The sequence below is a fragment of the Lysobacter koreensis genome, assembly GCF_042677045.1.
GTDB classification, from domain to species: Bacteria; Pseudomonadota; Gammaproteobacteria; order Xanthomonadales; family Xanthomonadaceae; genus Lysobacter_K; species Lysobacter_K koreensis.
In genome coordinates, this window is sequence record NZ_JBHTIH010000007.1 from 331,622 (window position 1) to 353,807 (window position 22,186).

Annotated in this window: 21 protein-coding genes; 10 read left to right on the forward strand and 11 right to left on the reverse strand. The window is 69.2% G+C overall.

The features are described 5' to 3' along the window. Nucleotides 1-75 precede the first annotated feature (75 nt). Nucleotides 76-282: a twin transmembrane helix small protein gene (locus ACFQZQ_RS13625; protein ID WP_386813462.1), complete on the forward strand. Its 207-nt coding sequence runs from the start codon at nucleotides 76-78 to the stop codon at nucleotides 280-282. Between the two features lie 108 nt (nucleotides 283-390). Here the strand turns inward: ACFQZQ_RS13625 and ACFQZQ_RS13630 are convergent, their stop codons facing one another. Genes ACFQZQ_RS13630 through coxB form a run of 5 tightly spaced genes read right to left on the reverse strand, consistent with a single transcriptional unit; the run spans nucleotide 391 to nucleotide 4,737 of the window. Continuing rightward, entirely contained in the window at nucleotides 391-1,269 is an 879-nt protein-coding gene (locus ACFQZQ_RS13630; protein WP_386813463.1) for a cytochrome c oxidase subunit 3, read from the reverse strand. A gap of 31 nt (nucleotides 1,270-1,300) precedes the next feature. Further along, nucleotides 1,301-1,912, reverse strand: a complete 612-nt coding sequence (locus tag ACFQZQ_RS13635) for a cytochrome c oxidase assembly protein (RefSeq protein WP_386813464.1) — start codon at nucleotides 1,910-1,912, stop codon at nucleotides 1,301-1,303. Further along, complete coding sequence (locus tag ACFQZQ_RS13640) at nucleotides 1,909-2,043, reverse strand: hypothetical protein (RefSeq protein WP_386813465.1); 135 nt, start codon at nucleotides 2,041-2,043, stop codon at nucleotides 1,909-1,911. Before ACFQZQ_RS13640 ends, ACFQZQ_RS13635 begins: the two co-directional genes overlap by 4 nt. A gap of 18 nt (nucleotides 2,044-2,061) precedes the next feature. Next, nucleotides 2,062-3,699 carry a cytochrome c oxidase subunit I gene (gene ctaD / locus ACFQZQ_RS13645; RefSeq protein WP_386813466.1) on the reverse strand — a complete coding sequence of 546 codons (1,638 nt, stop codon included), beginning with the start codon at nucleotides 3,697-3,699 and terminating at the stop codon, nucleotides 2,062-2,064. Between the two features lie 60 nt (nucleotides 3,700-3,759). Further along, nucleotides 3,760-4,737 carry a cytochrome c oxidase subunit II gene (gene coxB / locus ACFQZQ_RS13650; RefSeq protein WP_386813467.1) on the reverse strand — a complete coding sequence of 326 codons (978 nt, stop codon included), beginning with the start codon at nucleotides 4,735-4,737 and terminating at the stop codon, nucleotides 3,760-3,762. 536 nt (nucleotides 4,738-5,273) lie between these two features. On the opposite strand from coxB, the gene putA reads away from it, so the two are divergent. Next, nucleotides 5,274-8,438, forward strand: a complete 3,165-nt coding sequence (gene putA, locus ACFQZQ_RS13655; RefSeq protein WP_386813491.1) for a bifunctional proline dehydrogenase/L-glutamate gamma-semialdehyde dehydrogenase PutA — start codon at nucleotides 5,274-5,276, stop codon at nucleotides 8,436-8,438. Between the two features lie 275 nt (nucleotides 8,439-8,713). On the opposite strand, the gene ACFQZQ_RS13660 is transcribed toward putA, so the two are convergent. Then, nucleotides 8,714-10,081, reverse strand: coding sequence for an OmpP1/FadL family transporter (locus ACFQZQ_RS13660; protein ID WP_386813468.1), 1,368 nt, complete (start codon nucleotides 10,079-10,081; stop codon nucleotides 8,714-8,716). Between the two features lie 292 nt (nucleotides 10,082-10,373). Between ACFQZQ_RS13660 and ACFQZQ_RS13665 the strand changes: the two genes are divergently transcribed. From ACFQZQ_RS13665 to ACFQZQ_RS13675, 3 genes are all read left to right on the forward strand, one after another. Further along, entirely contained in the window at nucleotides 10,374-11,066 is a 693-nt protein-coding gene (locus ACFQZQ_RS13665) for a rhomboid family intramembrane serine protease (RefSeq protein ID WP_386813492.1), read from the forward strand. A 94-nt stretch (nucleotides 11,067-11,160) separates the two neighbouring features. Next, entirely contained in the window at nucleotides 11,161-11,481 is a 321-nt protein-coding gene (locus ACFQZQ_RS13670; RefSeq protein ID WP_386813469.1) for a DUF1820 family protein, read from the forward strand. A gap of 139 nt (nucleotides 11,482-11,620) precedes the next feature. Then, the gene (locus tag ACFQZQ_RS13675) at nucleotides 11,621-12,166 is read left to right on the forward strand and encodes a CHRD domain-containing protein (protein WP_386813470.1); all 546 of its coding nucleotides are present in this window, start codon (nucleotides 11,621-11,623) and stop codon (nucleotides 12,164-12,166) included. Between the two features lie 54 nt (nucleotides 12,167-12,220). On the opposite strand, the gene ACFQZQ_RS13680 is transcribed toward ACFQZQ_RS13675, so the two are convergent. From ACFQZQ_RS13680 to gpmI, 3 genes are all read right to left on the reverse strand, one after another. Next, nucleotides 12,221-13,576 (reverse strand): S41 family peptidase, encoded by a 1,356-nt coding sequence (locus tag ACFQZQ_RS13680; RefSeq protein WP_386813471.1) that lies wholly within the window; start codon nucleotides 13,574-13,576, stop codon nucleotides 12,221-12,223. A gap of 155 nt (nucleotides 13,577-13,731) precedes the next feature. After that, nucleotides 13,732-14,970, reverse strand: coding sequence for a murein hydrolase activator EnvC family protein (locus tag ACFQZQ_RS13685; protein ID WP_386813472.1), 1,239 nt, complete (start codon nucleotides 14,968-14,970; stop codon nucleotides 13,732-13,734). After that, on the reverse strand, nucleotides 14,970-16,559 hold the full coding sequence (gene gpmI / locus ACFQZQ_RS13690) for a 2,3-bisphosphoglycerate-independent phosphoglycerate mutase (protein WP_386813473.1): 1,590 nt from the start codon (nucleotides 16,557-16,559) through the stop codon (nucleotides 14,970-14,972). Before gpmI ends, ACFQZQ_RS13685 begins: the two co-directional genes overlap by 1 nt. Before the next feature lie 196 nt (nucleotides 16,560-16,755). Between gpmI and ACFQZQ_RS13695 the strand changes: the two genes are divergently transcribed. The 5 genes from ACFQZQ_RS13695 (at nucleotide 16,756) to ACFQZQ_RS13715 (ending at nucleotide 20,779) form a co-directional block, all read left to right on the forward strand. Further along, nucleotides 16,756-17,439 carry a hypothetical protein gene (locus tag ACFQZQ_RS13695; protein ID WP_386813474.1) on the forward strand — a complete coding sequence of 228 codons (684 nt, stop codon included), beginning with the start codon at nucleotides 16,756-16,758 and terminating at the stop codon, nucleotides 17,437-17,439. 132 nt (nucleotides 17,440-17,571) lie between these two features. After that, nucleotides 17,572-19,299, forward strand: coding sequence for a M28 family metallopeptidase (locus ACFQZQ_RS13700; RefSeq protein WP_386813475.1), 1,728 nt, complete (start codon nucleotides 17,572-17,574; stop codon nucleotides 19,297-19,299). A gap of 89 nt (nucleotides 19,300-19,388) precedes the next feature. Beyond that, a complete protein-coding gene (locus ACFQZQ_RS13705) occupies nucleotides 19,389-19,787 on the forward strand; it encodes an MAPEG family protein (protein WP_386813476.1) in 399 nt (132 codons plus the stop codon). Between the two features lie 49 nt (nucleotides 19,788-19,836). After that, nucleotides 19,837-20,574, forward strand: coding sequence for a 2OG-Fe dioxygenase family protein (locus ACFQZQ_RS13710; protein WP_386813477.1), 738 nt, complete (start codon nucleotides 19,837-19,839; stop codon nucleotides 20,572-20,574). 67 nt (nucleotides 20,575-20,641) lie between these two features. Further along, nucleotides 20,642-20,779, forward strand: coding sequence for an HRDC domain-containing protein (locus ACFQZQ_RS13715; RefSeq protein ID WP_386813478.1), 138 nt, complete (start codon nucleotides 20,642-20,644; stop codon nucleotides 20,777-20,779). A 68-nt stretch (nucleotides 20,780-20,847) separates the two neighbouring features. Here ACFQZQ_RS13715 and ACFQZQ_RS13720 read toward each other — a convergent pair whose 3' ends face one another. Both ACFQZQ_RS13720 and ACFQZQ_RS13725 read right to left on the reverse strand, forming a co-directional pair. Continuing rightward, nucleotides 20,848-21,669 (reverse strand): IS3 family transposase, encoded by an 822-nt coding sequence (locus ACFQZQ_RS13720; RefSeq protein WP_386813479.1) that lies wholly within the window; start codon nucleotides 21,667-21,669, stop codon nucleotides 20,848-20,850. After that, nucleotides 21,666-21,980: a transposase gene (locus tag ACFQZQ_RS13725; protein WP_386813480.1), complete on the reverse strand. Its 315-nt coding sequence runs from the start codon at nucleotides 21,978-21,980 to the stop codon at nucleotides 21,666-21,668. The genes ACFQZQ_RS13720 and ACFQZQ_RS13725 overlap by 4 nt, the downstream gene beginning before the upstream one ends. Between the last annotated feature and the right edge of the window lie 206 nt (nucleotides 21,981-22,186).

The window sequence follows — 22,186 nt, forward strand, 5'->3', positions numbered from 1 at the left end:
TGCGATAATCCCCGCGCCCCGGCGCCACCGCCGGTGTCGGCGCCGCGCCCGGTGCCGCTGTGCCGGAGCCTGGTCATGAAAACCCTGTTGATCGTCGCCTTCCTGATTCTCATCCTCTGGAACCTCGGCGCCGGCCTCTATTACATGCTGGTGGACAAGGGCCAGAGCAAGCGCACGGTGAACGCGCTGACCCGTCGCATCGCGCTGTCCGTCGCGCTGATCGTGATCGTGGCGATCGCGATCAGGATGGGCTGGATCGTGCCGCACGGCGTCGGCGGCTGATCGGCGCCCACGCATCGGGACCATGGCCCCGATTCGATGGGAAAAACGCGTCGCTGGAGACGCAACGGGCCGGCAGTGCCGGCCCGTGCGTGCATCGGATGTGGCGGCTTACAGCACGTAGACGAACAGGAACAGGCCCAGCCAGACCACGTCGACGAAGTGCCAGTACCAGGCCACCGCCTCGAACGCGAAGTGGTTGTCGCGGTCGAAGTGGCCGGTCATGCAGCGGAACCAGATGATCGCCAGCATGATCGTGCCCAGCGTCACGTGCAGGCCGTGGAAGCCGGTGAGCATGAAGAACGTCGAGCCGTAGATGCCCGAGCCCAGGGTCAGGTTCAGTTCCTTGTAGGCGTGGATGTACTCCTCGGCCTGGAAGAACAGGAACAGGCAGCCCAGCAGCACGGTCAGGCCCAGGAAAATGTTCAGCTGCTTGCGGTGGCCGGCCTTGAGCGCGTGGTGGGCGATGGTGACGGTCACGCCCGAGCTCAGCAGGATCAGGGTGTTGAGCAGAGGCAGGCCCCAGGCCGGGATCGTCTGGTAGGCGCCGCCGACGGCGGCCGGGCCATTGCTCGGCCAGGCGTTGCTGAAGGTGTTCCACAGCAGCGAGTTGGTCGCCATGCCGTCGCCCTCGCCGCCCAGCCACGGCAACGCGAACTGGCGGGCGTAGAACAGCGCGCCGAAGAACGCGGCGAAGAACATCACTTCCGAGAAGATGAACCACACCATCCCCATCCGGAACGAGATGTCCACCTGGCGGTTGTAGTGGCCGCGCAGGCTCTCGCGGATCACGTCGCCGAACCAGGCGAACAGCACGCCGCACATCAGCGCCAGCCCGACGAAGAACGCCGGCTTGCCCCAGCTGACCTCGTTGAGCCAGCTGGCGAAGCCGATCATCGTGATGAACAGCGCGATCGAACCGAGGAACGGCCAGCGGCTGCTGTGCGGCACGAAGTAGATGTTGGCGTCTGGCGTGTGGGCTTGGGCCATGGCGGCGTTTCCGTATCAGTAATGCTGGAAGTCAGGGCGCGGCGCGCGGCGCGGTGGGCGCTGCAGCGGAGGAAGGCAGTGCGGACGCGCGCGCGGTGAGCGCGTCGTTCTTGAAGAACGTGTACGACAGGGTAACGGTCTTGACGTCGGCCGGCAGGTTCGGGTCGATGATGAAACGCACCGGCATGTCGCGCGCCTCGCCGGCCTGCAGGGTCTGCGCGGTGAAGCAAAAGCATTCGGTCTTGCTGAAGTAGCCCGACGCGCGCGCCGGCGCTACCGACGGCACCGCGCTGCCGACGATCGCGCGGTCGCTGGTGTTGCGCGCGAAGTAGGTGGTCTCGTACGACTGGCCCGGGCGCACCTGCATGGTCAGTTGCTTGGGTGCGAACTCCCACGGCAGCTTGGAATTGACCCCGCCGTCGAACTGCACCGTGACCAGACGCTGGGTCACCGCGGCCTTGGCCGCGCCTTGTTCCTGCGCGGCACCGCGCTCCAGGCGCACGCCGAACACCTTCTCGCAGGCGATCCGGTACAGCGGCACCAGGGCGAAGGTGAATGCGAACGCGCCCAGCGCCACCAGCACCATCTTGGCGATGCCGGTGCGGTGCGCGCGCGCGTTGCCGTCGGCGCCGGGCGTGTTCATTGCGCGAGCACCCCCATCGCAATGAAGCCCAGGTACACCGACGCCGCGATCACCGCCGCCCACAACGCGGTGCGGCGCGCGCGCTGGCGGCGTGCGGCGGCATCGTGGTCGGGGGCGGAGGTCGGGGTCACGGTCGTTTCAAGCCACGGTCAGTGGGTGATGTCGCCGTGGGCGAGGTCGCCGTCGCGGATCACCGGCGGTGTGCCGAAGGTGTGGTGCGGCGCCGGGCTCGGCACGGTCCACTCCAGGCCGCGCGCGCTTTCCCACACGCGCGCCGGTGCCGGCTCGCCGCTGCGCAGCGAGCGCCACAGCACGAAGGCCATCAGGAACGGGGTGATGAACATGCCGAACGCACCGATCGAGCTGATCAGGTTCCAGTCGGCGAACACCACGTTGTAGTCGGGGATGCGGCGCGGCATGCCGGCCAGGCCGAGGAAGTGCTGCGGGAAGAACAGGAGGTTGACGAACACCATCGTCCACCAGAAGTGGAACTTGGCCAGCGGCTGGCTGTACATGCGCCCCGACCACTTCGGCCACCAGTAGTAGACCGCGGCGATGATGCCGAACAGCGCGCCGGTCACCAGCACGTAGTGGAAGTGCGCGACCACGAAGTAGGTGTCATGGTACTGGAAGTCGGCCGGCACGATCGCGAGCATCAAACCGGAGAAGCCGCCGATGGTGAACAGGATCACGAACGAGATCGCCCACAGCATCGGCGCCTCGAACGAGATCGAGCCGCGCCACATGGTGGTGACCCAGTTGAACACCTTCACCCCGGTCGGCACAGCGATCAGCATGGTGGCGAACATGAAGTACAGCTCGCCGCCCAGCGGCATGCCGACGGTGAACATGTGGTGCGCCCAGACGATGAACGACAGGAACGCGATCGACGCGGTCGCGTACACCATCGCCTGGTAACCGAACAGCGGCTTGCGGCTGAAGGTCGGGATGATTTCCGACACGATGCCGAACGCCGGCAGGATCATGATGTAGACCTCGGGGTGCCCGAAGAACCAGAAGATGTGCTGGAACATCACCGGGTCGCCGCCGCCGGCCGCGTTGAAGAAACTGGTGGCGAAGAACTTGTCGGTCAGCAGCATCGTCACCGCGCCGGCGAGCACCGGCATCACCGCGATCAGCAGGAACGCGGTAATCAGCCAGGTCCAGCAGAAGATCGGCATCTTCAACAGGTCGATGCCCGGCGCGCGCATGTTGAGGATGGTGGCGATCACGTTGATCGCACCCATGATCGAGCTGATGCCCATCATGTGGATCGCGAAGATCACGAACGCGACGTTGCTGCCGCCCTGCAGCGACAGCGGCGGATACAGGGTCCAGCCGCCGGCGGGACCGCCGCCGGGCAGGAACAGGGTCATCAGCAGCAGCGTGAACGCGAACGGCAGGATCCAGAACGACCAGTTGTTCATGCGCGGCAGCGCCATGTCCGGCGCGCCGATCTGCAGCGGGATCATCCAGTTGGCCAGGCCGACGAACGCCGGCATCACGCCGCCGAAGATCATCACCAGCGCGTGCATGGTGGTCATCTGGTTGAAGAACTCGGGGCTGACGTGCTGCAGGCCCGGGACCGCCAGTTCGGTGCGGATCACCACCGACATCGCCGCGCCGATGATGAACATGACGAAGCTGAAGATCAGGTACAGCGTGCCGATGTCCTTGTGGTTGGTCGAGAAGAACCAACGCTCGATGAAGCCCTGCGCGTGCGCATGGTCATCGTGGTGATCGGCAGCGTGACCTGCGGCGGTGGGAGCGGCGTAGTTGGTGGCCATGGGCTACTCAGTAAAGATGTTGGGGTGTCGGGCGTGCGCGCGGGAGTGAACCCGGAGCGATCAGCCGGCGACGGGCGCCGCTTCGGCGGCGGGCGCAGTCGGCTCGGTGCCTTCGAGGACGTCCTCGACCATCTCCGGGTCGACCTGCGCCGGCGCGGTGCCGGTCCCGGTGGCCGCCGGCGCGACCGGCGCGGCCGCCGGGGCGTTCTTCGCCTTCTCGGCGGCCAGCCACTGCTGGTACTCGGCCTTGGGCACCGCGCGGACCACGATCGGCATGAAGCCGTGGTCCTTGCCGCACAGCTCCGCGCACTGGCCGCGGTAGACGCCCGGCTTTTCGATCTGGGTCCAGGCCTCGTTGACGATGCCCGGGATCGCGTCCTGCTTCCAGCCCAGCGCCGGCACCCACCACGCGTGGATCACGTCGTCGGCGGTGATCACGAAGCGGATCTTGGTCTGCGTCGGCAGCACCAGCACGTTGTCGACATCGAGCAGGTAGTGGGCGTGATCGGCGAGGGTCGGCTGGGTGCCGCTCTGGCGGATCGCGTCGCTCTTGCGGTCCAGGCGGCTGGTCATCTGCACGCCTTCGCCGAGGTACTCGTACTTCCACATCCACTGGTAGCCGGTGACCTTCACGGTCATCGCCGAATCGCGGGTGTCGTACATCGCGATCAGCTTGCTGGTGGCCGGGAACGCCATCAGCACCAGCAGCACGATCGGCACCACCGTCCAGACAACCTCGAGCTTGGTGCTGTGGGTGAAGTCCTTGTCCGGCACCGCGCCCTTGGAGTGGCGGAACTTCCACATCGCGTAGCCCATGGCGCCGAACACCAGGATGCCGATCGCCACGCAGATCCACAGCGCGTACATGTGCGCCGAATAAGCGTTCAGCGACTGCGAGGTCACGCCCTGGCCCATGTTGAGCTGCCAGCGCACGGGATCCGCGCTCGATGCGGCGGTGGCCGCCTGTGCATAGGCGAAGACCGGCATTGCCATCGCGGCGATGCCCACTGCCCACTGCTTGATACGACCGGCTTTCATCAGTTCGAGCCCCAAGAATCCGCGTGTTTAGAATCTAGCTTTGTTGAACAAGCTTTCTACGATCGGCTTGCTAAAATCGGCTTGCTAATCAATATGTTGCGCCGCAACCCCGGGGGCTGCCAATCCCGGCACCACCCACGACCGCGGGGGACCGCCCGGATTGAAGATGGCTGGCGAGCCCGTGGCGATCGACGCGGCGAGCGGCGAGGAAAGCCCATGGCGCCGGGCGATTCCGGCCCATCGCGCCCTACGGAATAACCGCCAAATGGTAGCCGCCGCGGCGCGGTGCGGCAACCCGGACGGCACTTGGGCCGGTGCCGACGGTGGCCTGCGCGGCCGCTCCCGGGCCGCCGCGACGAACCGCCGGGCGCGGTCGAGCAGCCGCCCGGCGCGGCCCGGCGGCGCGCGGGCCGAACCGCGGCGGAGGCTCTAAACTAGCGGGCTTCCCACGCCGTCCCGCGGGCACGATGACTACCGAAATCCCCTTCGCCGATGCCCGCCTGGGCGCGGCCACCGGCGCCGCCTGCGGGCGCGCGCTGATCAGCCCCGAACTGCCACCGGCCCCCAGTGGCCCGCGCGCGGCGATCACCGCCGGCTGGGTCCGCGACGAGGCGCAGCACGTGCGCGCCCTGCTTGAACAGGCCCGCCTGCCCGACGCCGACCGCGACGCCGCCCAAGCGACCGCCGCCGACCTGGTCAAGCGCGTGCGCGCCCGCGCCAGCGACCAGGGCGCGATCGAGGCGTTCATGCGCCAGTACGACCTGGGCAGCGAGGAAGGCGTGCTGCTGATGTGCGTGGCCGAGGCACTGCTGCGCATCCCCGACGCCGACACCGCCGACAAGCTGATCCGCGACAAGCTCGGCGAGGCCGACTGGCGCCGGCACATGGGCCAGTCCGATTCGGTGCTGGTCAACGCCTCGACCTGGGGCCTGATGCTCACCGGGCACCTGGTCGACCTCGCCGACGACACCAAGCGCGACGTCCACAACGCGTTCAAGCGCCTGGTCGGCCGCGTCGGCGAGCCGGTGATCCGCCTGGCGGTGCGCCAGGCGATGCGGATCATGGGCCACCAGTTCGTCATGGGCCGCACCATTGGCGAGGCGCTGACCCGTTCGCGCAAGGGCGACAACGCCAACTACCGCTACTCGTTCGACATGCTCGGCGAGGGCGCGCTCACCACCAAGGACGCGCTGCGCTACCAGCAGGCCTACCGCGATGCGATCCACGCGATCGGCAAGAGCGGTCACTTCGTGGGGACGGATGTGTTCGCGGCGCCGTCGATCTCGGTCAAGCTGTCGGCGCTGCACCCGCGCTACGAGCACGCCAAGCGCGCGCGGGTGTTCGCCGAACTCACGCCGCGCGTGCTGGAACTGGCGCAACTGGCCAAGTCGTACGGCATCGGCTTCACCATCGACGCCGAGGAGTCCGATCGGCTCGAAATGTCGCTCGACGTGATCGCCGCCGCCTACGCCGATGCCTCGCTCGCCGGCTGGGAAGGCTACGGCCTGGCGGTGCAGGCGTACCAGAAGCGCGCGCCGGAAGTGATCGACTTCCTCGCCGACCTCGCCCGCCGCACCGGCCGCCGCATTCCGGTGCGCCTGGTCAAGGGCGCGTACTGGGACAGCGAGGTCAAGCGCGCGCAGGTCGATGGCCAGGCCGGCTACCCGGTGTTCACGCGCAAGCCGAACACCGACGTGTCCTACCTCGCCAACGCGCGGCGCATGCTCGAAGCCTCTGATGCGATCTACCCGATGTTCGCGACCCACAACGCGCACACGATCGCGACCCTGCACCGGCGCGCGACGAGCATGGGCCGCGCCGCGCACTTCGAGTTCCAGAAGCTGCACGGCATGGGCGACGACCTCTACGCCGAAGTGATCTCGGCCGACCGCCTCGACGTGCCGTGCCGCGTGTACGCGCCGGTCGGTTCGCACGAGGACCTGCTGCCGTACCTGGTGCGGCGCCTGCTCGAGAACGGCGCCAACTCCAGCTTCGTCAACCGCATCACCGACGAGGCCGTCGCGATCGACGACCTGATCCGCGACCCGGTGCAGACCGTGGCCGCGTTCGCCACCATCCCGCACCCGCGCATTCCCCAGCCGGCCGATCTGTTCCGCAGTTTCGGCTTCGACAGGACCAACTCCATGGGCATCAACCTCGCCAACGACCAGCAACTGCAGGCGCTCGCCGCGCAGGTCAACGCCGCCGCCAAGACCGACTGGCGCGCCGCGCCGCTGGTTCCGGGCGCGACGGTGTCAGGCCCGAACATCGCGGTGAGCAACCCCGCCGACCGCCGCGAGACCGTCGGCCAGTGGCAGGCCGCCGACAGCGCCACGGTCGAGCGCGCACTGGCCAACGCGGTCGCCGCGCAGGACGCGTGGAACGCGACTCCGGCCGCGAGCCGCGCCGCGATCATCGAGCACGCCGCCGACCTGATGGAAGCGCGCATGCCGATGTTCATCGCGCTGTGCACCAAGGAAGCCGGCAAGACCATCCCCGACGGCGTCGCCGAGGTGCGCGAGGCCGTCGACTTCCTGCGCTACTACGGCCAGCAGGCGCGCAAGCTGTTCGTGCCCGAGGCGCTGCCCGGCCCGACCGGCGAGTCCAACACCCTGCAGCTGTCCGGCCGCGGCGTGTTCGTCTGCATCAGCCCGTGGAACTTCCCGCTGGCGATCTTCGCCGGGCAGATCGCGGCCGCGCTGGCCGCGGGCAACGCCGTGCTCGCCAAGCCGGCCGAGCAGACCAACCTGATCGGCTACGCGGCGGTGAAGCTGCTGCACGAGGCCGGCGTGCCCGAAGCGGTGCTGCAGTTCCTGCCCGGCGACGGCGCCACCGTTGGCGCGGCACTGACGAAGGACCCGCGCGTGGCCGGCGTCGCGTTCACCGGCTCAACCGACACCGCGCGCGCGATCAACCGTTCGCTGGCCGCTCGCGATGCCGCGATCGGCGTGCTGATCGCCGAGACCGGCGGCCAGAACGCGCTGATCGCCGACTCGTCGTCGTTGCCGGAGCAGGTCGTCAAGGACGCGATCAGCTCGGCGTTCACCTCGGCCGGCCAGCGCTGCTCGGCCGCGCGCGTGCTGTTCGTGCAGGACGACATCGCCGACAAGGTCACCACCATGCTCGCCGGCGCGATGGCCGAACTGAAGGTCGGCGACCCCGGCCTGCTGTCGACCGACGTCGGCCCGGTGATCGACGACGACGCGCTGAAGATGCTGCGCGCGCACGCCGAGCGCATGGACCGCGAGGCCACCCCGATCGCGACCGTCGCCACCGACAACGAAGCCGCGCACGGCAGCTTCTTCGCGCCGCGCGCGTACACGCTGAACTCGCTCGACCAGCTGCACCAGGAGATCTTCGGGCCGGTGCTGCACGTGGTGCGCTGGAAGGCCGACCAGCTCGATGCGGTGATCGACGCGATCAACGCGACCGGCTATGGCCTCACGCTCGGCATCCACTCGCGCATCGACGAGACGGTCGAGAAGATCGCCGCGCGGGTCAAGGTCGGCAACTGCTACGTCAACCGCAACCAGATCGGCGCGGTGGTCGGCGTGCAGCCGTTCGGCGGCCAGAACCTGTCCGGCACCGGCCCCAAGGCCGGCGGCCCGCACTACCTGCCGCGCTTCACCACCGAGAAGACGATCACCGTCAACACCACCGCCGCCGGCGGCAACGCCTCGCTGCTAACGCTGGGTGAGTGATCGCTGCTTGCGCGGCACTGCCGCGCGCGACCACGAACGCCCGCCGCGCTGCGGTGGGCCGGACGAATAAGCGCTTGCGAGCCACTGGCTCGCGCGCTTATGAGCGCCCGCGGCGCTGCGGCGGGGAGGACGAGTGAGCTCCCACCGCGCTGTGAGTCGCGACCTCCGCAAGGTTCTGGTGATCGGTCGCGATTCACGTCGCTTCTAAAGCACTGGATCCAAAAAAAAAAGCCCCGCCGAAGCGGGGCTTTTTCGTCATCCACGATAACGCTGGATCAGAACTTGTACTGCGCCGAGATGCCGTACAGGTCGGCCCCGCCTTCGAACTGGCCGAACAGGCGCTGGCCGCCCTGGGCCGCCGGCGTGATGATGCCGATCTGCGGGGTGTCCGGCTCGATCCGGGTGTAGGCCAGGTTGATGCCGAGCGCCTCGCTGAGCTGCCAGGTCGCGCCGAGCGAGTACCACTTGCGGTCCTCGTCGGGCAGGCGCGGGGTGCGCGTGGCGAACGTGGTCGGGGTCTCGTCGTAGGCGTAGCCGGCACGCACGGTCCAGGCATCGTTCAACTTGTACTCGCCGCCGATCGACATGAAACGGGTGTCGCTCCAGCTGAAGTCCTCGACCGAATCCGCATCCGGATTGACGAAGTCGATGCGCACTTCGCGCAGCGATTCCCAACCGGTTTCCGAGTAGGTCAGGCCCATCGAGAAGCGCTCGGTGAACTCGTAGTTCGCCGCCACGGTGGTGATCGAGGGCGTGGTCAGCTTGGCGGTGACATCGCCGTCCTGGAACAGCGCGCGTGCGCCGCGGCCGTCGAACGTCGCGCGCGCGGCGGTGGGCACGGTCCAGTCGACGTCACCGGTCAGGTCGTAGTCGATTTCCGAACGGTACGACAGGCCCAGCGAGAGCTTGTCGGTCGGGCGGAAGTTGACGCCGAGGATGTAGCCCACGCCGGTGTCGTCGCCGGACACTTCAGCGAAGCCGTCCGAGCCCTGCGGGCGCGCGAACGCCGGCAGGGCGCCACGGCCCGCGGCCGGGGTCTGCAGGAACAGGGCCGAACCGAAATCGACCGCCTTGGACAGGGTCACGTCGGCGTTGGAGTAGATCAGGCCCAGGCCGACCGACAGGTGCTCGGGCACCACGTCGATCGCGATCGAGGTGGTGAAGTCGACGATCTTCACGTCGGAGGTCGCGGCGTAGTAGCGGCCGACCCAGTCGCGGTCGTATTCGGTCTTCAGGCCGAACGGCGCGCTGACCATCGCGCCCAGCGCGATGCCATTGCCGAACTTGTGCACGACCGACATCGCCGGCACCGGGGTGACGTCGCCGGCGTTGCCGCCGTCGCCGCCGGTCAACGGACGGCCGGTGATGTCCTGGCCGCCGCCGGTGAATTCGTAGCTGAGGTCGATCACGGTCACGTCGGCCTGCACCGTCGTGCCTTCGAACTGGGTCATCGTCGCCGGGTTGTTTACGACCACCGAGCTGTCGCCGGTCTTCACGCCGGAGCCCGCGAACGCGCTGCCCATCGACTTGACACTGTTTTCCTTGAGCTGGAAGCCCGAGGCCTGGACCTGGCCGAACGCGAGCGCGCCGGTGATGCCCAGGGCGAGGGCCGACAGGCGGGTGATGCGGTGTACGTGCTGCATGCGTGTAGTCTCCATGGGAGTATTTTTTGGTCTTCTTTGGCTGTCTCGACGGCCACCGGCGGCGCCGGTGCCGCGTGCCGGAAGCCCCTCCCGACGTACGACGCCGTATGCACTATAGCGCGCACATTAACCTGAAGCTAACAATGCACGACCCCCGTCCAGCGACCTGTGTGCGCATGTCCCGCGATCCCCGGCGTCGCCGACTGCGGCACCGATGCGAGAAGCCGTCGGGTGCATTGCGGGCCCGTCGCGCCGGTCGCGGTCGCGGCCGCAACGCGCGCGGCGGTTGAACGTGTTCGTCGCGCTGCCCTCGCGGGACAAGGCCCGGCTGCGCTGGGCGATGCCGCTGCTGTTCGTGCTGCTGTGGGCGTGCTTCGTCAGCTCGAGCCTGCTGCCCGACCCCGAACAACGCCGGGTGATGCTGACCTGGGGCGCGCTGTCCGGCGGGCTGTCCACGCCGGCCGACTGGGCGTTGGCGCTGCGCGACGGCACCGCGGTGCGCCTGGTCAGCGCGCTGTTTCTGCACGCTGACTGGGCGCACCTGCTCGGCAACCTGCTGTTCCTGCTGATCTTCGGCCTGCCCGCCGAGCGCGCGATGGGGCCGTGGCGCTTCCTCGGGCTGTTCCTGTTCGGTGGCGCGGCGGCCAACCTCGCCGCGGTGCTCGCGATCGGCACCCCCGACCGGCTGATCATCGGCGCCAGCGGCGCGGTGTCGGCCTTGATCGGCGCCTACCTGGCGCTGTTCCCGGGCGCCAAACTCGGCGTGGTGGTCCCGCTGGGCCTGTTCCTGCAGTTCGTGAAGGTGCCGGCCGCGTTGTTGATCGGGGTGTGGGCGCTGCTGCAATTCCTGTTCACCTTCATCGGCCCGGCGTTCGGCGCGGTGGCGTGGTCGGCGCACCTGGCCGGGTTCGCGTTCGGCGGCGCGTTCGCGCTGCTGGCACGGGCCGGCATCGCCCGGCGCATGCGCCGCAAGCGCGGGTTTTAGCAGGGGAGCGGGAACAGGGAAGCAACAGCCGGTGCGCTTCCCCGTTCCCCGTTCCCCGTTCCCCGTTCCCCGTTCCCGCCTCTAAGATCCAGTCATGACCAAGAAGCTCTACAAGGTGACCTTCCTCAACGCCGGCACGGTGTACGAGCTGTACGCGCGCCACGTCGCGTCCGGGGCGCTGTGGGGCTTCACCGAAGTCGGCGAACTGGTGTTCGATGTGCACGACGGCGTGGTCATCGATCCAACCGAGGAGCGCCTGCGCGACGAATTCGGCAACACCCGGGTGTTGCACCTGCCGATGCAGGCGATCGTGCGGATCGAGGAAGTCGAGCGCAAAGGCAAGTCGGCGATCCGCGATGCGGCCAGCGGCGAGAAAGTGGTGACGCCGTTCCCGCTGCCGGCCAAGCCGCGCTGAGACCGACGCGCGTTGCGCATGGCAGCGCCCACTGTCCGACGAACGGCCCGTGGTTTTGACCTGCAGGAATGCCCTCGGGAGTAGGGTCGGCAGGGCGACGACCGCGTCGCCGCGCAACGCCCTGACCGGAGGTGCCGCCATGAAACCGTTCGTCGTCCCGACCACGATCCTCGCCGCGATCCTCGTCGCGCTGATGGCCACGCCACTGGCCGCCTCGGCCGAGAACGTGCGGGTGTCCCTGATCCCGTTCGAGGAGGTGCCGTCGGTGTCCTCCGCCGCGCGTGGCTCGTTCAAGGCCGACATCGATAGCCGCGCCTCGCAGATCGCCTACGACCTGGAGTACAGCGGGCTGACCGGTGACGTGCGCCAGGCCCACATCCATTTCGGCCAGCGCAACGTCAACGGTGGCATCAGCGTGTTCCTGTGCCAGACCGCGACCAATCCCGACCCCACCGGCCTGGCGCCGGCCTGCCCGGCCTCGGGCCGCGTCAGCGGCGTGCTGACCATCGCCAACGTCGTCGGGCCCGCGGGCCAGGGCATCGCCGCGGGCGAGTTCGCCGAACTGGTGGCGGCGATCCGCGACGGGGTCGCGTACGTCAACGTGCACTCGAGCACCTTCCCCGGCGGTGAGGTGCGTGGCCAGCTCAACGGCCGGCGCAACCTGCTGCCGCCCCCTGGGCATTGAGGCGGTCGCAGCCGCGGCCCGCGGAAACCCACCGGACGGGCCGCGTGCGGCGTCTCAGCCTTTCGCGGGCGCGACCGGTGCCACCGCGACGTTCTTCTTGAGCTCGGCCAACGCCGCGGTGATCGGGCCATCGCCTTCGAGCACTTCGCCGGCGTTGCTGCCGGGCGGGTCGTCGGCATCGCCGCGCAGGTGGCCGGGCAGGCTGGCCTCGGTGATGCCGGCGCGGCCACCGTTCTCGGCGTCCTTGGCCGGATGCAGGACCACGTCGGGGACGATGCCCAGTGCCTGGATCGACTTGCCGCTGGGCGTGTAATAGCGCGCGGTGGTGAGCTTGACCGAGTCGCCGTTGTCCAGCGGCAGCACGGTCTGCACCGAGCCCTTGCCAAACGTGCGGCTGCCGATCACGCGCGCGCGGCCGTTGTCGCGCAGCGCGCCGGCCAGCACCTCTGACGCGCTCGCCGAGCCGGCATCGACCAGCACCACCACCGGCGCGCCGCGCAGGCGGTCGCCCGGGGTTGCGCCGAACTGCGCGTCGCTGATCGCGATGCGGCCGCGGGTGCTGACGATCGCGCCGCTGTCGAGCAGGTCGTCGGCGATCTGCACCGCCGAGGTCAGCAGCCCGCCCGGGTTGCTGCGCAGGTCGAGGACCAGCCCGCGCAGGCGGCCGCCGGCCTGGGTCTTGAGCGCTTCGAGCTGGCGTTCGAAGTCGGCCGCGGTGTCGGCCTGGAAGGTGCTGACCCGCACGTAGCCGTAGCCCGGCTCGAGCATGCGGCTGCGCACGCTGGTGATGCGGATGGTCTCGCGGGTGACGGTGAGGTCGAACGGCTGAGCGCGGCCTTCGCGCACGATCGTCAGCACCACCGTGCTGCCCGGCGGGCCGCGCAGCGGGCCGGAGCTGTCGCCTTCGTCGGGCTTGAACGACTTGCCGTCGATCGCGGTGATCAGGTCGCCGGCCTTGATGCCCGCGCGCGTGGCCGGGGTGTCGTCGATCGGCGCGATCACCCGCAGCGTGCCGTCGGGCTGGCGCTGCAGCTCGACGCCGATGCCGTCGTAGGCGCCGCGCGCGGCCTCCTCGAAGTCCTCGGCGTTGCTCCTGTCGAGGTAGACGCTGTGCGGGTCGAGGTCGAACAGCAGCCCGCGCACCGCCGCGTGCATCAACTTGGCGTCGTCGACCGGCTCGACGTAGGCGTGCTTGACCGCGTTGTAGACGGCGACGTAGCGGCGGATCTCGTCGAGCGGAACCTTGGAGTCGCTGGCGCCGGCGGCGTTGATCGGATCGGACTGCGCATCCTTGCGCGCGTCGGGAGCCACATCGGGTGCGGCGGCCGGCGGCGGGTCCTGTGCAAAGGCCGGCGCGCACGCGGCGGCCAGGATGAACGCCAACGGGGCCAGTGGTCGCAACGGCGGCATACACGTACTCCGGAACGGGGGTCGCCGGCGGAAGCCGGGCGAGGGTTGGACCGCGGCCGGTGCGCGCGGTTCAGCCGATTATGGCCATGCCGACACGTTAGGGGGTGGCGTCGGAATCGTTCGTTAAGCCAATCAAGCGGCGCCGCGCGAGGCGCTCAGCGCCGCAGCCAGGTGCCCGGGTTGACCGGCGCGCCGTTGCGGCGCAGTTCGAAGTACAGCGCCGGGCGGCCGTGGCCGCCGGAGCTGCCGACGGTCGCGACCGCATCGCCCTGGCGGACGCGATCGCCGGCGTCCTTGAGCAGGGCGTCGTTGTGCGCGTACAGGCTCATGTAGCCGTTGCCATGGTCGACGATCAGCAGCAGGCCGTAGCCGGTCATCCACTCGGCGTAGACCACCGTGCCCTCGGCGACCGCCTTGACCGACGTGCCGGCGCCGGCACCGATCAGCAGGCCGTCGCTGTTGCGACCGTCGGGCATGGTGGCGCCGTAGCCGGCTATCAGCGCGCCCGACAGCGGCCAGCCCAGGCCACCGACCCGCAGCGCCGGCCCGGCGCTGGCGACGACCGCCGGCTTGCGCGCGGCCGGACGCGTGCCGGCCTTGGCCGCGGCGCGTTCCGCGCGCGCTTCACGCGCGGCGTCGGCCTTGCGTTGCGCTTCGGCGCGGGCCGCCGCGGCGCGCAGCTTGCGCAACAGCTGTTCCAGGCCCTTGGCATCGCGGCCGAGCGCCTGCTCGCGCGCGCTGCGGTCCTGGTAGCGCTGGTCGATCTGCGCGACCAGCGTCGCGCGTTGCTGGCGCTCGCGTTCGAGCTGGTCGAGCTGGCTGCGTGCCTGCGCGCGCACGTCGGCCAGCTGCGCGCGGCGGCTGACGATCTCGCGCTCGACCGTGTCCAGTTCGCGCAGTTCGGCGCTCAGGGTGGCGATGCGCTGCGCGCGGTCGCGTTGCAGGTAGCGGTGGTAGCTCAGCAGGCGCTGGCTGTCGGCGACCCGGTCCTGCGCCAGCATCACCTTCAACGGCGCGGCGCGGCCTTGCGTGTAGGCGGCGCGCAACAGCCGTTCGAGCTCGGCGCGGCGCCCGGCCAGCGTGCCCTGCAACGCGGCGCGGCGCTGCTGCAGCTGGGCGAGCGCGGCCTGGTCGCGGCTCAAGCGCTGCTCGGTGTCGCGCAAGCTGCGGTTGGACTGGCCGACCTGTTCGTCGGCCTGGCGCAGCTGCCGCGAGGCGGCGCCGCGCTGGTCCTCGAGCTTGCGGCGTTCGGCGGCAACCGACTTGAGCTCGCGCTTGATGGTCTGCAATTTGCGCTCAGCCTCGCGGCTGGACTGCGCCGCCGCCGGCGCGAGCAGCGCCGCGATCAGCAGCGTCGCCGCCGCGCCAGCCAGTGCCGCACGCCCGATGCGCATCAGCGCGGCGGCTCCGCAAGCGCCGGGGCGACGAGCAGGCTGTGCCCGGTCATCTCGTCAGGTTGCGGCACGCCGAGCAGGTCGAGGATGGTCGGGGCGACGTCGCGCAGGGCGCCGCCGCTGCGCAACGCGGCGGTGCGCGGGCCGGCGTACACGAACGGCACCGGCCCGACCGTGTGCGAGGTGTGCGGCTGGCCGGTGTCGGGATCGCGCATCATCTCGACGTTGCCGTGGTCGGCGGTGACCAGCAACGCGCCGCCGACCTCGCGCACCGCAGCGGCGACCGCGCCGATCGCGACGTCCACCGCCTCGGCGGCCTGGATCGCGGCGGCGAGGATGCCGCTGTGGCCGACCATGTCCGGGTTGGCGATGTTGCAGATCGCGACATCGATGTCGCCCGAGCGGATCGCAGCGGTGAGTTTCGCGGTGACCTCCGGGCAGCTCATCTCCGGCTGCAGGTCGTAGGTCGCGACCTTCGGGCTGGGCACCAGGGTGCGGGTCTCACCCGCGTAGGGGTCCTCGCGGCCGCCACTGAAGAAGAACGTCACGTGCGCGTATTTTTCGGTCTCGGCGATGCGCAGCTGGGTGAGGCCGTGCGCGGCCAGTACCTCGCCCAGGGTGTTGCGCAGGTCGTCGGCGGCAAACGCGACCGCCGCCGGCAGGCGCGCGTCGTACTCGGTCAGGCAGACGAAGCGCGACAGCTTCGGTCGACGCGCAGCGAAGCCATCAAACGTCGGCGACACGAACGCCGCGGTCAGTTGGCGTGCGCGGTCGGCGCGGAAGTTCATGTACACGATCGCGTCGCCGTCGCGGATCGCGGCGCCGCCGGCGATCACCGTGGGCGCGACAAACTCGTCGTTCTCGCCGCGCGCATAGGCTTGCGCCAACGCGGTCTGCGCATCGACCGCGTGCTGGTCGCTCGCCGCTTCGACGATCGCGTCCCAAGCGCGGCGCTGGCGGTCCCAGCGCTGGTCGCGGTCCATCGCGTAGTAGCGGCCGCTGACGCTGGCGATGCGCGCGTTGCCCAGCCGCGCGCACGTCGCCTGCAGCAGTTCCAGGCTCGGCTGCGCCGAACGCGGCGGCATGTCGCGGCCGTCGAGGAACGCGTGCACCGCGACCTGCGCCACGCCTTCGCGCTGCGCCAGTTCCAGCATCGCGACGATGTGGTGTTCGTGGCTGTGCACGCCGCCCGGCGAGAGCAGGCCCAGCACGTGCAGCGTGCCGTTGCCGGCCTTCGCCGCCGCGCAGGCCGCGCGCAGTTCGGCGTTGGCGAAGAAGCTGCCGTCCTCGATCGCGGCGTCGACCCGGGTCAGGTCCTGGTAGACGATCCGGCCGGCGCCGAGGTTCATGTGCCCCACCTCGGAGTTGCCCATCTGCCCGTCCGGCAGGCCGACATGGCGGCCCTCGGTGTGGATCAGGGTGTGCGGCGCCGCCGCCTGCAGCGCGTGCCAGTTCGGCAGCTGCGCCTGCGCGAGGGCGTTGTCGGCGGGGTCGTCGCGGTGGCCCCAGCCGTCGAGGATCAGCAGCACCACGGGGCGGATGCCTGCGTGCGGGTCGGAAGGCGCGGGGCGCACGGCGGAAGCTGGCACGTGGGAAATCCTGGTGGCGGGGGTGTGACTTCGGGCAGGGGCCCGGGCCGCGGATGGGTGCGATTGTAGCGAAGCGCTCGCGCACGCCCTGAACCATCGCGTGGCCGGGGCGCCGACCACGGCGGTTTAAACCGCTGCCGCGTTCGCCGCATCCATGCATGAGTTGCCTTTTCCTCCCGACACTGGAACCCCGCCGATGCAAGCTTCCCCGCTGCGTACCCGCCGCCTGCTCCCCCTCTGCCTGTCGCTGGCGCTGTTCGCGCCGGCGGCGTTCGCCAGCAACCAGGACATCGACAAGGTCAACGGCAGCATCACCGTCGACGCCAGCGACCGCGTCGGCGATCTCGACACCGTCAACGGCAGCATCAACATCGGCGCCCACGCCCGCACCGGCGACGCCGAGACGGTCAACGGCAGCATCCGCGTCGCCAGCAACGTCCAGTGCGGCGGCCTGTCGACCGTCAACGGCAGCATCCGCGTCGAAGACAACGTGCAGATGAACGCTGGCCTGGCCACGGTCAACGGCAGCATCTTCGTCGACCGCAAGGGCAACGTCCGCGGCGATGTCGAGACCGTCAACGGCGGCATCGGCCTGGTCGACACCGACGTCAGCGGCGGCATCGAGACCGTCAACGGCGACGTCACCGTCGGCGTCGGCTCGCACGTGCGCGGCGGCATCCACTACGAGAAGCCGAGCCGGCAGTGGATCAGCTTCAGCAAGCGCCGCGACCCGCGCGTGGTGATCGGCGCCAACGCCCGCGTCGACGGCCCGCTGCTGTTCGAACGCAAGGTCGAGCTATACGTGCACGACAGCGCCCAGATTGGCCCGGTCACCGGCGCCACCGCGGTCCGCTACTCCGGCCAGCCGCCGCAGCGCTGACGGCGGCCACCCTGCGCGGCCGGAAGCGCCTGAAACAGCGGGATGGGCAAGCCGGCGGCGCGGCACATGTGCCTAGAATGGATCCCTCGCCGCCCGGCCCCGCGCCGGGCGGCCGGTCCCTCCGGAGGTTCCATGTCCCGCACTCCCCTGCTCACCGCGACTTCGCTGGTCGCCGCCGCGCTGGTGCTCACCGCCTGCAGCAAGCCCGCCGAAGCGCCGGCCGCGGCCAGGACCAAGCCGGCGCCCGCCGCGCCGGCGTTCGATCCCGCGATCAACGCCGCGGACTTCACCGCGCACGTCAAGATCCTCGCCTCCGATGAATTCGAGGGCCGCGCGCCCGGCAGCGCCGGCGAAGACAAGACCGTCGACTACCTCAAGGCCCAGTTTGAGCGGATGGGCCTCAAGCCCGGCAACGGCGACAGCTACTTCCAGACCGTGCCGATGGTGGAGACCACCGCCGACCCGTCGGTCGTGCTCAAGCTCGACGTCGATGGCCAGTCGCGCGAACTGAAGTTCGGCACCGATATGGTGATCGGCACCCGCACCGGCCAGCCGAACGTGGCGATCGACGGCTCCGGACTGGTGTTCGTCGGCTACGGCGTCAACGCGCCGGAACAGAACTGGAACGACTACGCCGGCGTCGACGTCAAGGGCAAGACGGTGGTGATGTTCGTCAACGACCCGGGCTTCCATGCCCAGGACGCCAAGCTGTTCGACGGCAAGCGCATGACCTACTACGGGCGCTGGACCTACAAGTTCGAGGAGGCCGCGCGCCAGGGCGCCGCCGCGGCGCTGATCATCCACGACAGCGAAGGCGCGTCCTACGGCTGGGACGTGGTCAAGAATTCGTGGTCGGGCGCGCAGTTCGACCTGCGCAGCGAAGACGATCCGGACCCGCGCCTGCCCGCGCAGGGCTGGATCAGCGGCGACGCCGCGCGCAAGCTGCTCGGCGACCTCGGACACGACCTCGACGACCTCTACCAGGCCGCCAACCGGCCCGGCTTCAAGGCGATCGAGCTCAAGGCCCGCGCCTCGCTCGATCTCAAGAGCACGATCGCACAGAAGTCATCGCGCAACGTCGTCGCCAAGTTGCCCGGCGCCAAGCGCCCGGACGAGGCGATCGTCTACATGGCGCACTGGGACCACCTGGGCAACCACGCCCACGAGGGCCACGGCGCAGCGGCCGCGGACGCCACCGACACCATCTACAACGGCGCGATCGACAACGCGACCGGCGTCGCCGGGATCCTCGAGATCGCCGAGGCGTTCACCCGGCAGACGCCGGCGCCCGACCGCTCGCTGCTGTTCCTGGCCGTGACGCTGGAAGAGTCCGGGCTGCTCGGCTCGAAGTACTACGTCGCGCACCCCAGCGTGCCGCTCGACAAGACCGTGGCGGTGATCAACCTCGACGCGATGCCGGTGATCGGCAAGGCCCGCGACATGACCGTGGTCGGTTTCGGCAGCTCGCAGCTCGAAGACATCCTCAAGAAGATCGCCGACGGCCAGCAACGCGTGCTGCACGCAGAAGCCACCCCGGAGGATGGCTTCTACTTCCGTTCCGACCACTTCAACTTCGCCAAGGCCGGCGTGCCCGCGCTGTACGCCAAGGGCGGCGACGACCTGATCGAGGGCGGCGCCGCCGCCGGAGCGCAAGCGCAGGTTGATTACCGCGACCACCGCTACCACAAGCCCGGCGACCAGTACGATCCGAGCTGGAAGCTGGACGGCGTGGTGCAAGACCTGCAGGCGCTGTACGGCGTCGGCCGCGAGCTGGCCGGCACCACGCAGTGGCCGACCTGGTACGAAGGCAACGCGTTCCGCGCCGCCCACGACAGGCTGATGAAGCCCGCCGCGAAGTAGTCGGTCCCCCGAGCTCGGCGACGACGGCGCCCGGTGGCGCCGTCGTCGTTTTCCGCTACCCTCTCGCGAACATTCACGAAGGATCGGACATGACCCTGGCCACCGCCTACTGGTGCGTGTTGCTCGCCGCGCTGTTGCCCTACGTCTGGGTCGCGGTCGCCAAGGCCAGCGGCGAGCGCTACAACAACCGCGATCCACGCGGCTGGCTGGCGCGCCAGGACAACCCGCGCAGCATCCGCGCCAACGCCGCCCAGCTCAATGCCTTCGAAGCGTTCGCGCCGTTCGCCGCCGGCGTGCTGCTGGCGCAGTTGGCGGGTGTGCCGACCGGACGCATCGCCGCGCTGGCGATCGCGTTCGTGGTGCTGCGCGTGCTGCACGGCGTGTTCTACCTTGCCAACCAGCACGCGCTGCGCTCCGCGGTGTGGTTCGGCGGATTCGCGTGCGTGCTGGCGTTGCTGGCCCAGGCCGCCTTGCGCGTCGCGGGTTGAATGGCATCCGCGCGACATTGCCCGTGTCGTGGTCGCGATCGAGCAGTCGATGAGCGCGGAGACCGTGCCGGTTGAGACGCTCGCGGCGCGGGTGCGGGCGCAGGGGTTCGCCTTCGTCACCGCGGACACGATGCGTGCCTTGTTGCAGCGCGGCCGTGGACTCGACGGCTGGGATCGGTTCGCCGCCAGTTGGGACACGCTCGCTCCGGACACCTACCTGGCGGCGCTCGGCCGCCATCGTCGTCGGCGCCATGCGGTGTTCTCTGCCGCGGCCAGCGGCGCGATCGTCCGCGAGCCGCACCAGCCGCACTACCAGGCGCTGCACTACAACCGGCTGCAGGGCGACATCGAGCGCTGGTTCGAACCGATGCTGGACGAGATCGCCGACAACCCGAGTCTTCGCCTCATCCTCGAGTTCTGCCGCGATTTCTTCGCAGTCCTCGCCCCGGCGGTAGTCGCCTGGCACATCGAGCTGCACCAGTTCCGGATCGAGGCCCGCACCGACGAACCCGGGGAGCCCACGCCCGAAGGCGTGCACCGCGACGGCGTCGACTACGTGCTGGTGCTGCTGATCAATCGCCACAACATCGCCAGCGGCACCACCACGATCCACGCCAGCGACGGTCGGGAACTCGGCCACTTCACCCTGACCGCCCCGCTGGACGCCGCGCTCGTCGACGACGGCCGGGTGTTCCACGGAGTCACCGCGGTTACCCCGCTGGACCCCTCACAGCCGGCGCATCGGGACGTGCTGGTGGTGACGTTTCGCGCGTGCGAGTCCGCATAACTCGCCAGCCAGACAGCGCTACGGATGTGGCGGCGGCCAACGGCCTGCGGATGTTCCACCCTCCAATTTGCCGACAATTGCACGATCAGGCTCCGAGGCCGTCCCCGACGACCTCGACGATCTGTCGCGGATCGCCGGAATCGGCGCTGGCAAGCTCGACCGTTACGGCGAGGTGGTGCTGCAGCAGCTGTTCGACCCCGGCTAGGGAGCGCGGCCGCATTCGCTTCTCGCCCCAACGGCAGATGTGTAATGACCCAGCAGTTCCTGCACAGGTCAGGCCGCTAAAGCGTATGCCTCAGCGGGTGTCTTCATGCCCAGCGCCTGGTGCGGGCGCCGGTGGTTGTAGAACTGGATCCAATCGCCGATCACGCGGCTGGCGTGTTGCTGGCTCTCGAAGCGGTGCCGGTGCGCGCATTGCTCCTTCAAGGTGCGGATGACCCGCTCGACCATGCCGTTCTGCTGCGGGCAGTGCGGGGTAATGAACTCCTGCTTCAAGCCATAGCCGCGCACCATCGCGGTGTAGCTGCGGCTGGTGAACACCAGGCCGTTGTCGGAGCGCAGCAGGAATGGCTTGCGCACACGTCCCAACGTGCCGTACCGGGTGATCAGGGCCTGCTCCAAGGCCGCTACTGCCGTGCTGGCCTTGCCGCTACGCGACAAGTGCCAGCCCAGCAGTTGGCGTGTACAGCAGTCGATCACCAGGGCCAACGTCAGCCAGCCATCCCGGCCGCTCCAGATCCGGCACAGGTCGGTCGCCCAGGGTTCGTCGGGCGATATCGCCACCGATGGCAAGGCCTCGATTCGCGGCCGCCGTCCGATCGCACGCTTGCGCACCTGCCAGCCCATCAACTGGAAGACCCGCTGCACCGTGTTCTTGTTCATCGACAGCAGCCCTGCCACCGCGCGGTAGCCGAACGACGGTTCCTGCTCGATCATTTCCTTGATCGGCGTGGCCAGCTCCGGCTTCACCTTCGGTGCCGCCTTGGTCGGCCGGTAGTACACCGTCCGCCGCGGCACCGCGAACCAGCGGCACAGCTGACTGACCGACACCTTGAAGCCTCCGTCCTGCAGTCCATGACGGATCGCTTCGATCACGTCTCGTCCTTGCCCACCAGCGACTGCAATTTTTTTCGGGCGCGCAGCTCCAGCATCGCCTCGCCGTAGGCTTCCTGCAGGTCCTTGAGCTGCCGCTCGTACTGCTCGCGCACGTCTTCGGGCTTGGCCCGCAGCGCGTTCTCCATGCCCGCCTTGGCGTGGTCGATCCAGTCCTCAATCTCCGACGGGGTCAGGTCAAATTGCCGACTGGCCTCCGATACGGTCGTCTTTCCCTGGATGATTTCTAGCACCAGCGCGGACTTCCGCTTGGCCGTCCAACGCTTGATCTCTTCTTCCATCATTGCGCTCATGGGTGTCTCCTTGCGAAGTTACACCTGAGCAGGAAATCAGTGGGTCATTACACACCGGGCTTGTTACTCCGCCTTCCAAGCGCCGATGAATATCGCGCGCAAAAAAGAAACCCCAGCCTGGTGGGCTGGGGTTTCGGGGATAAAGCCCCTGGCGATGACCTACTCTTGCATGGCTTAAGCCACACTACCATCGGCGCGTGTGCGTT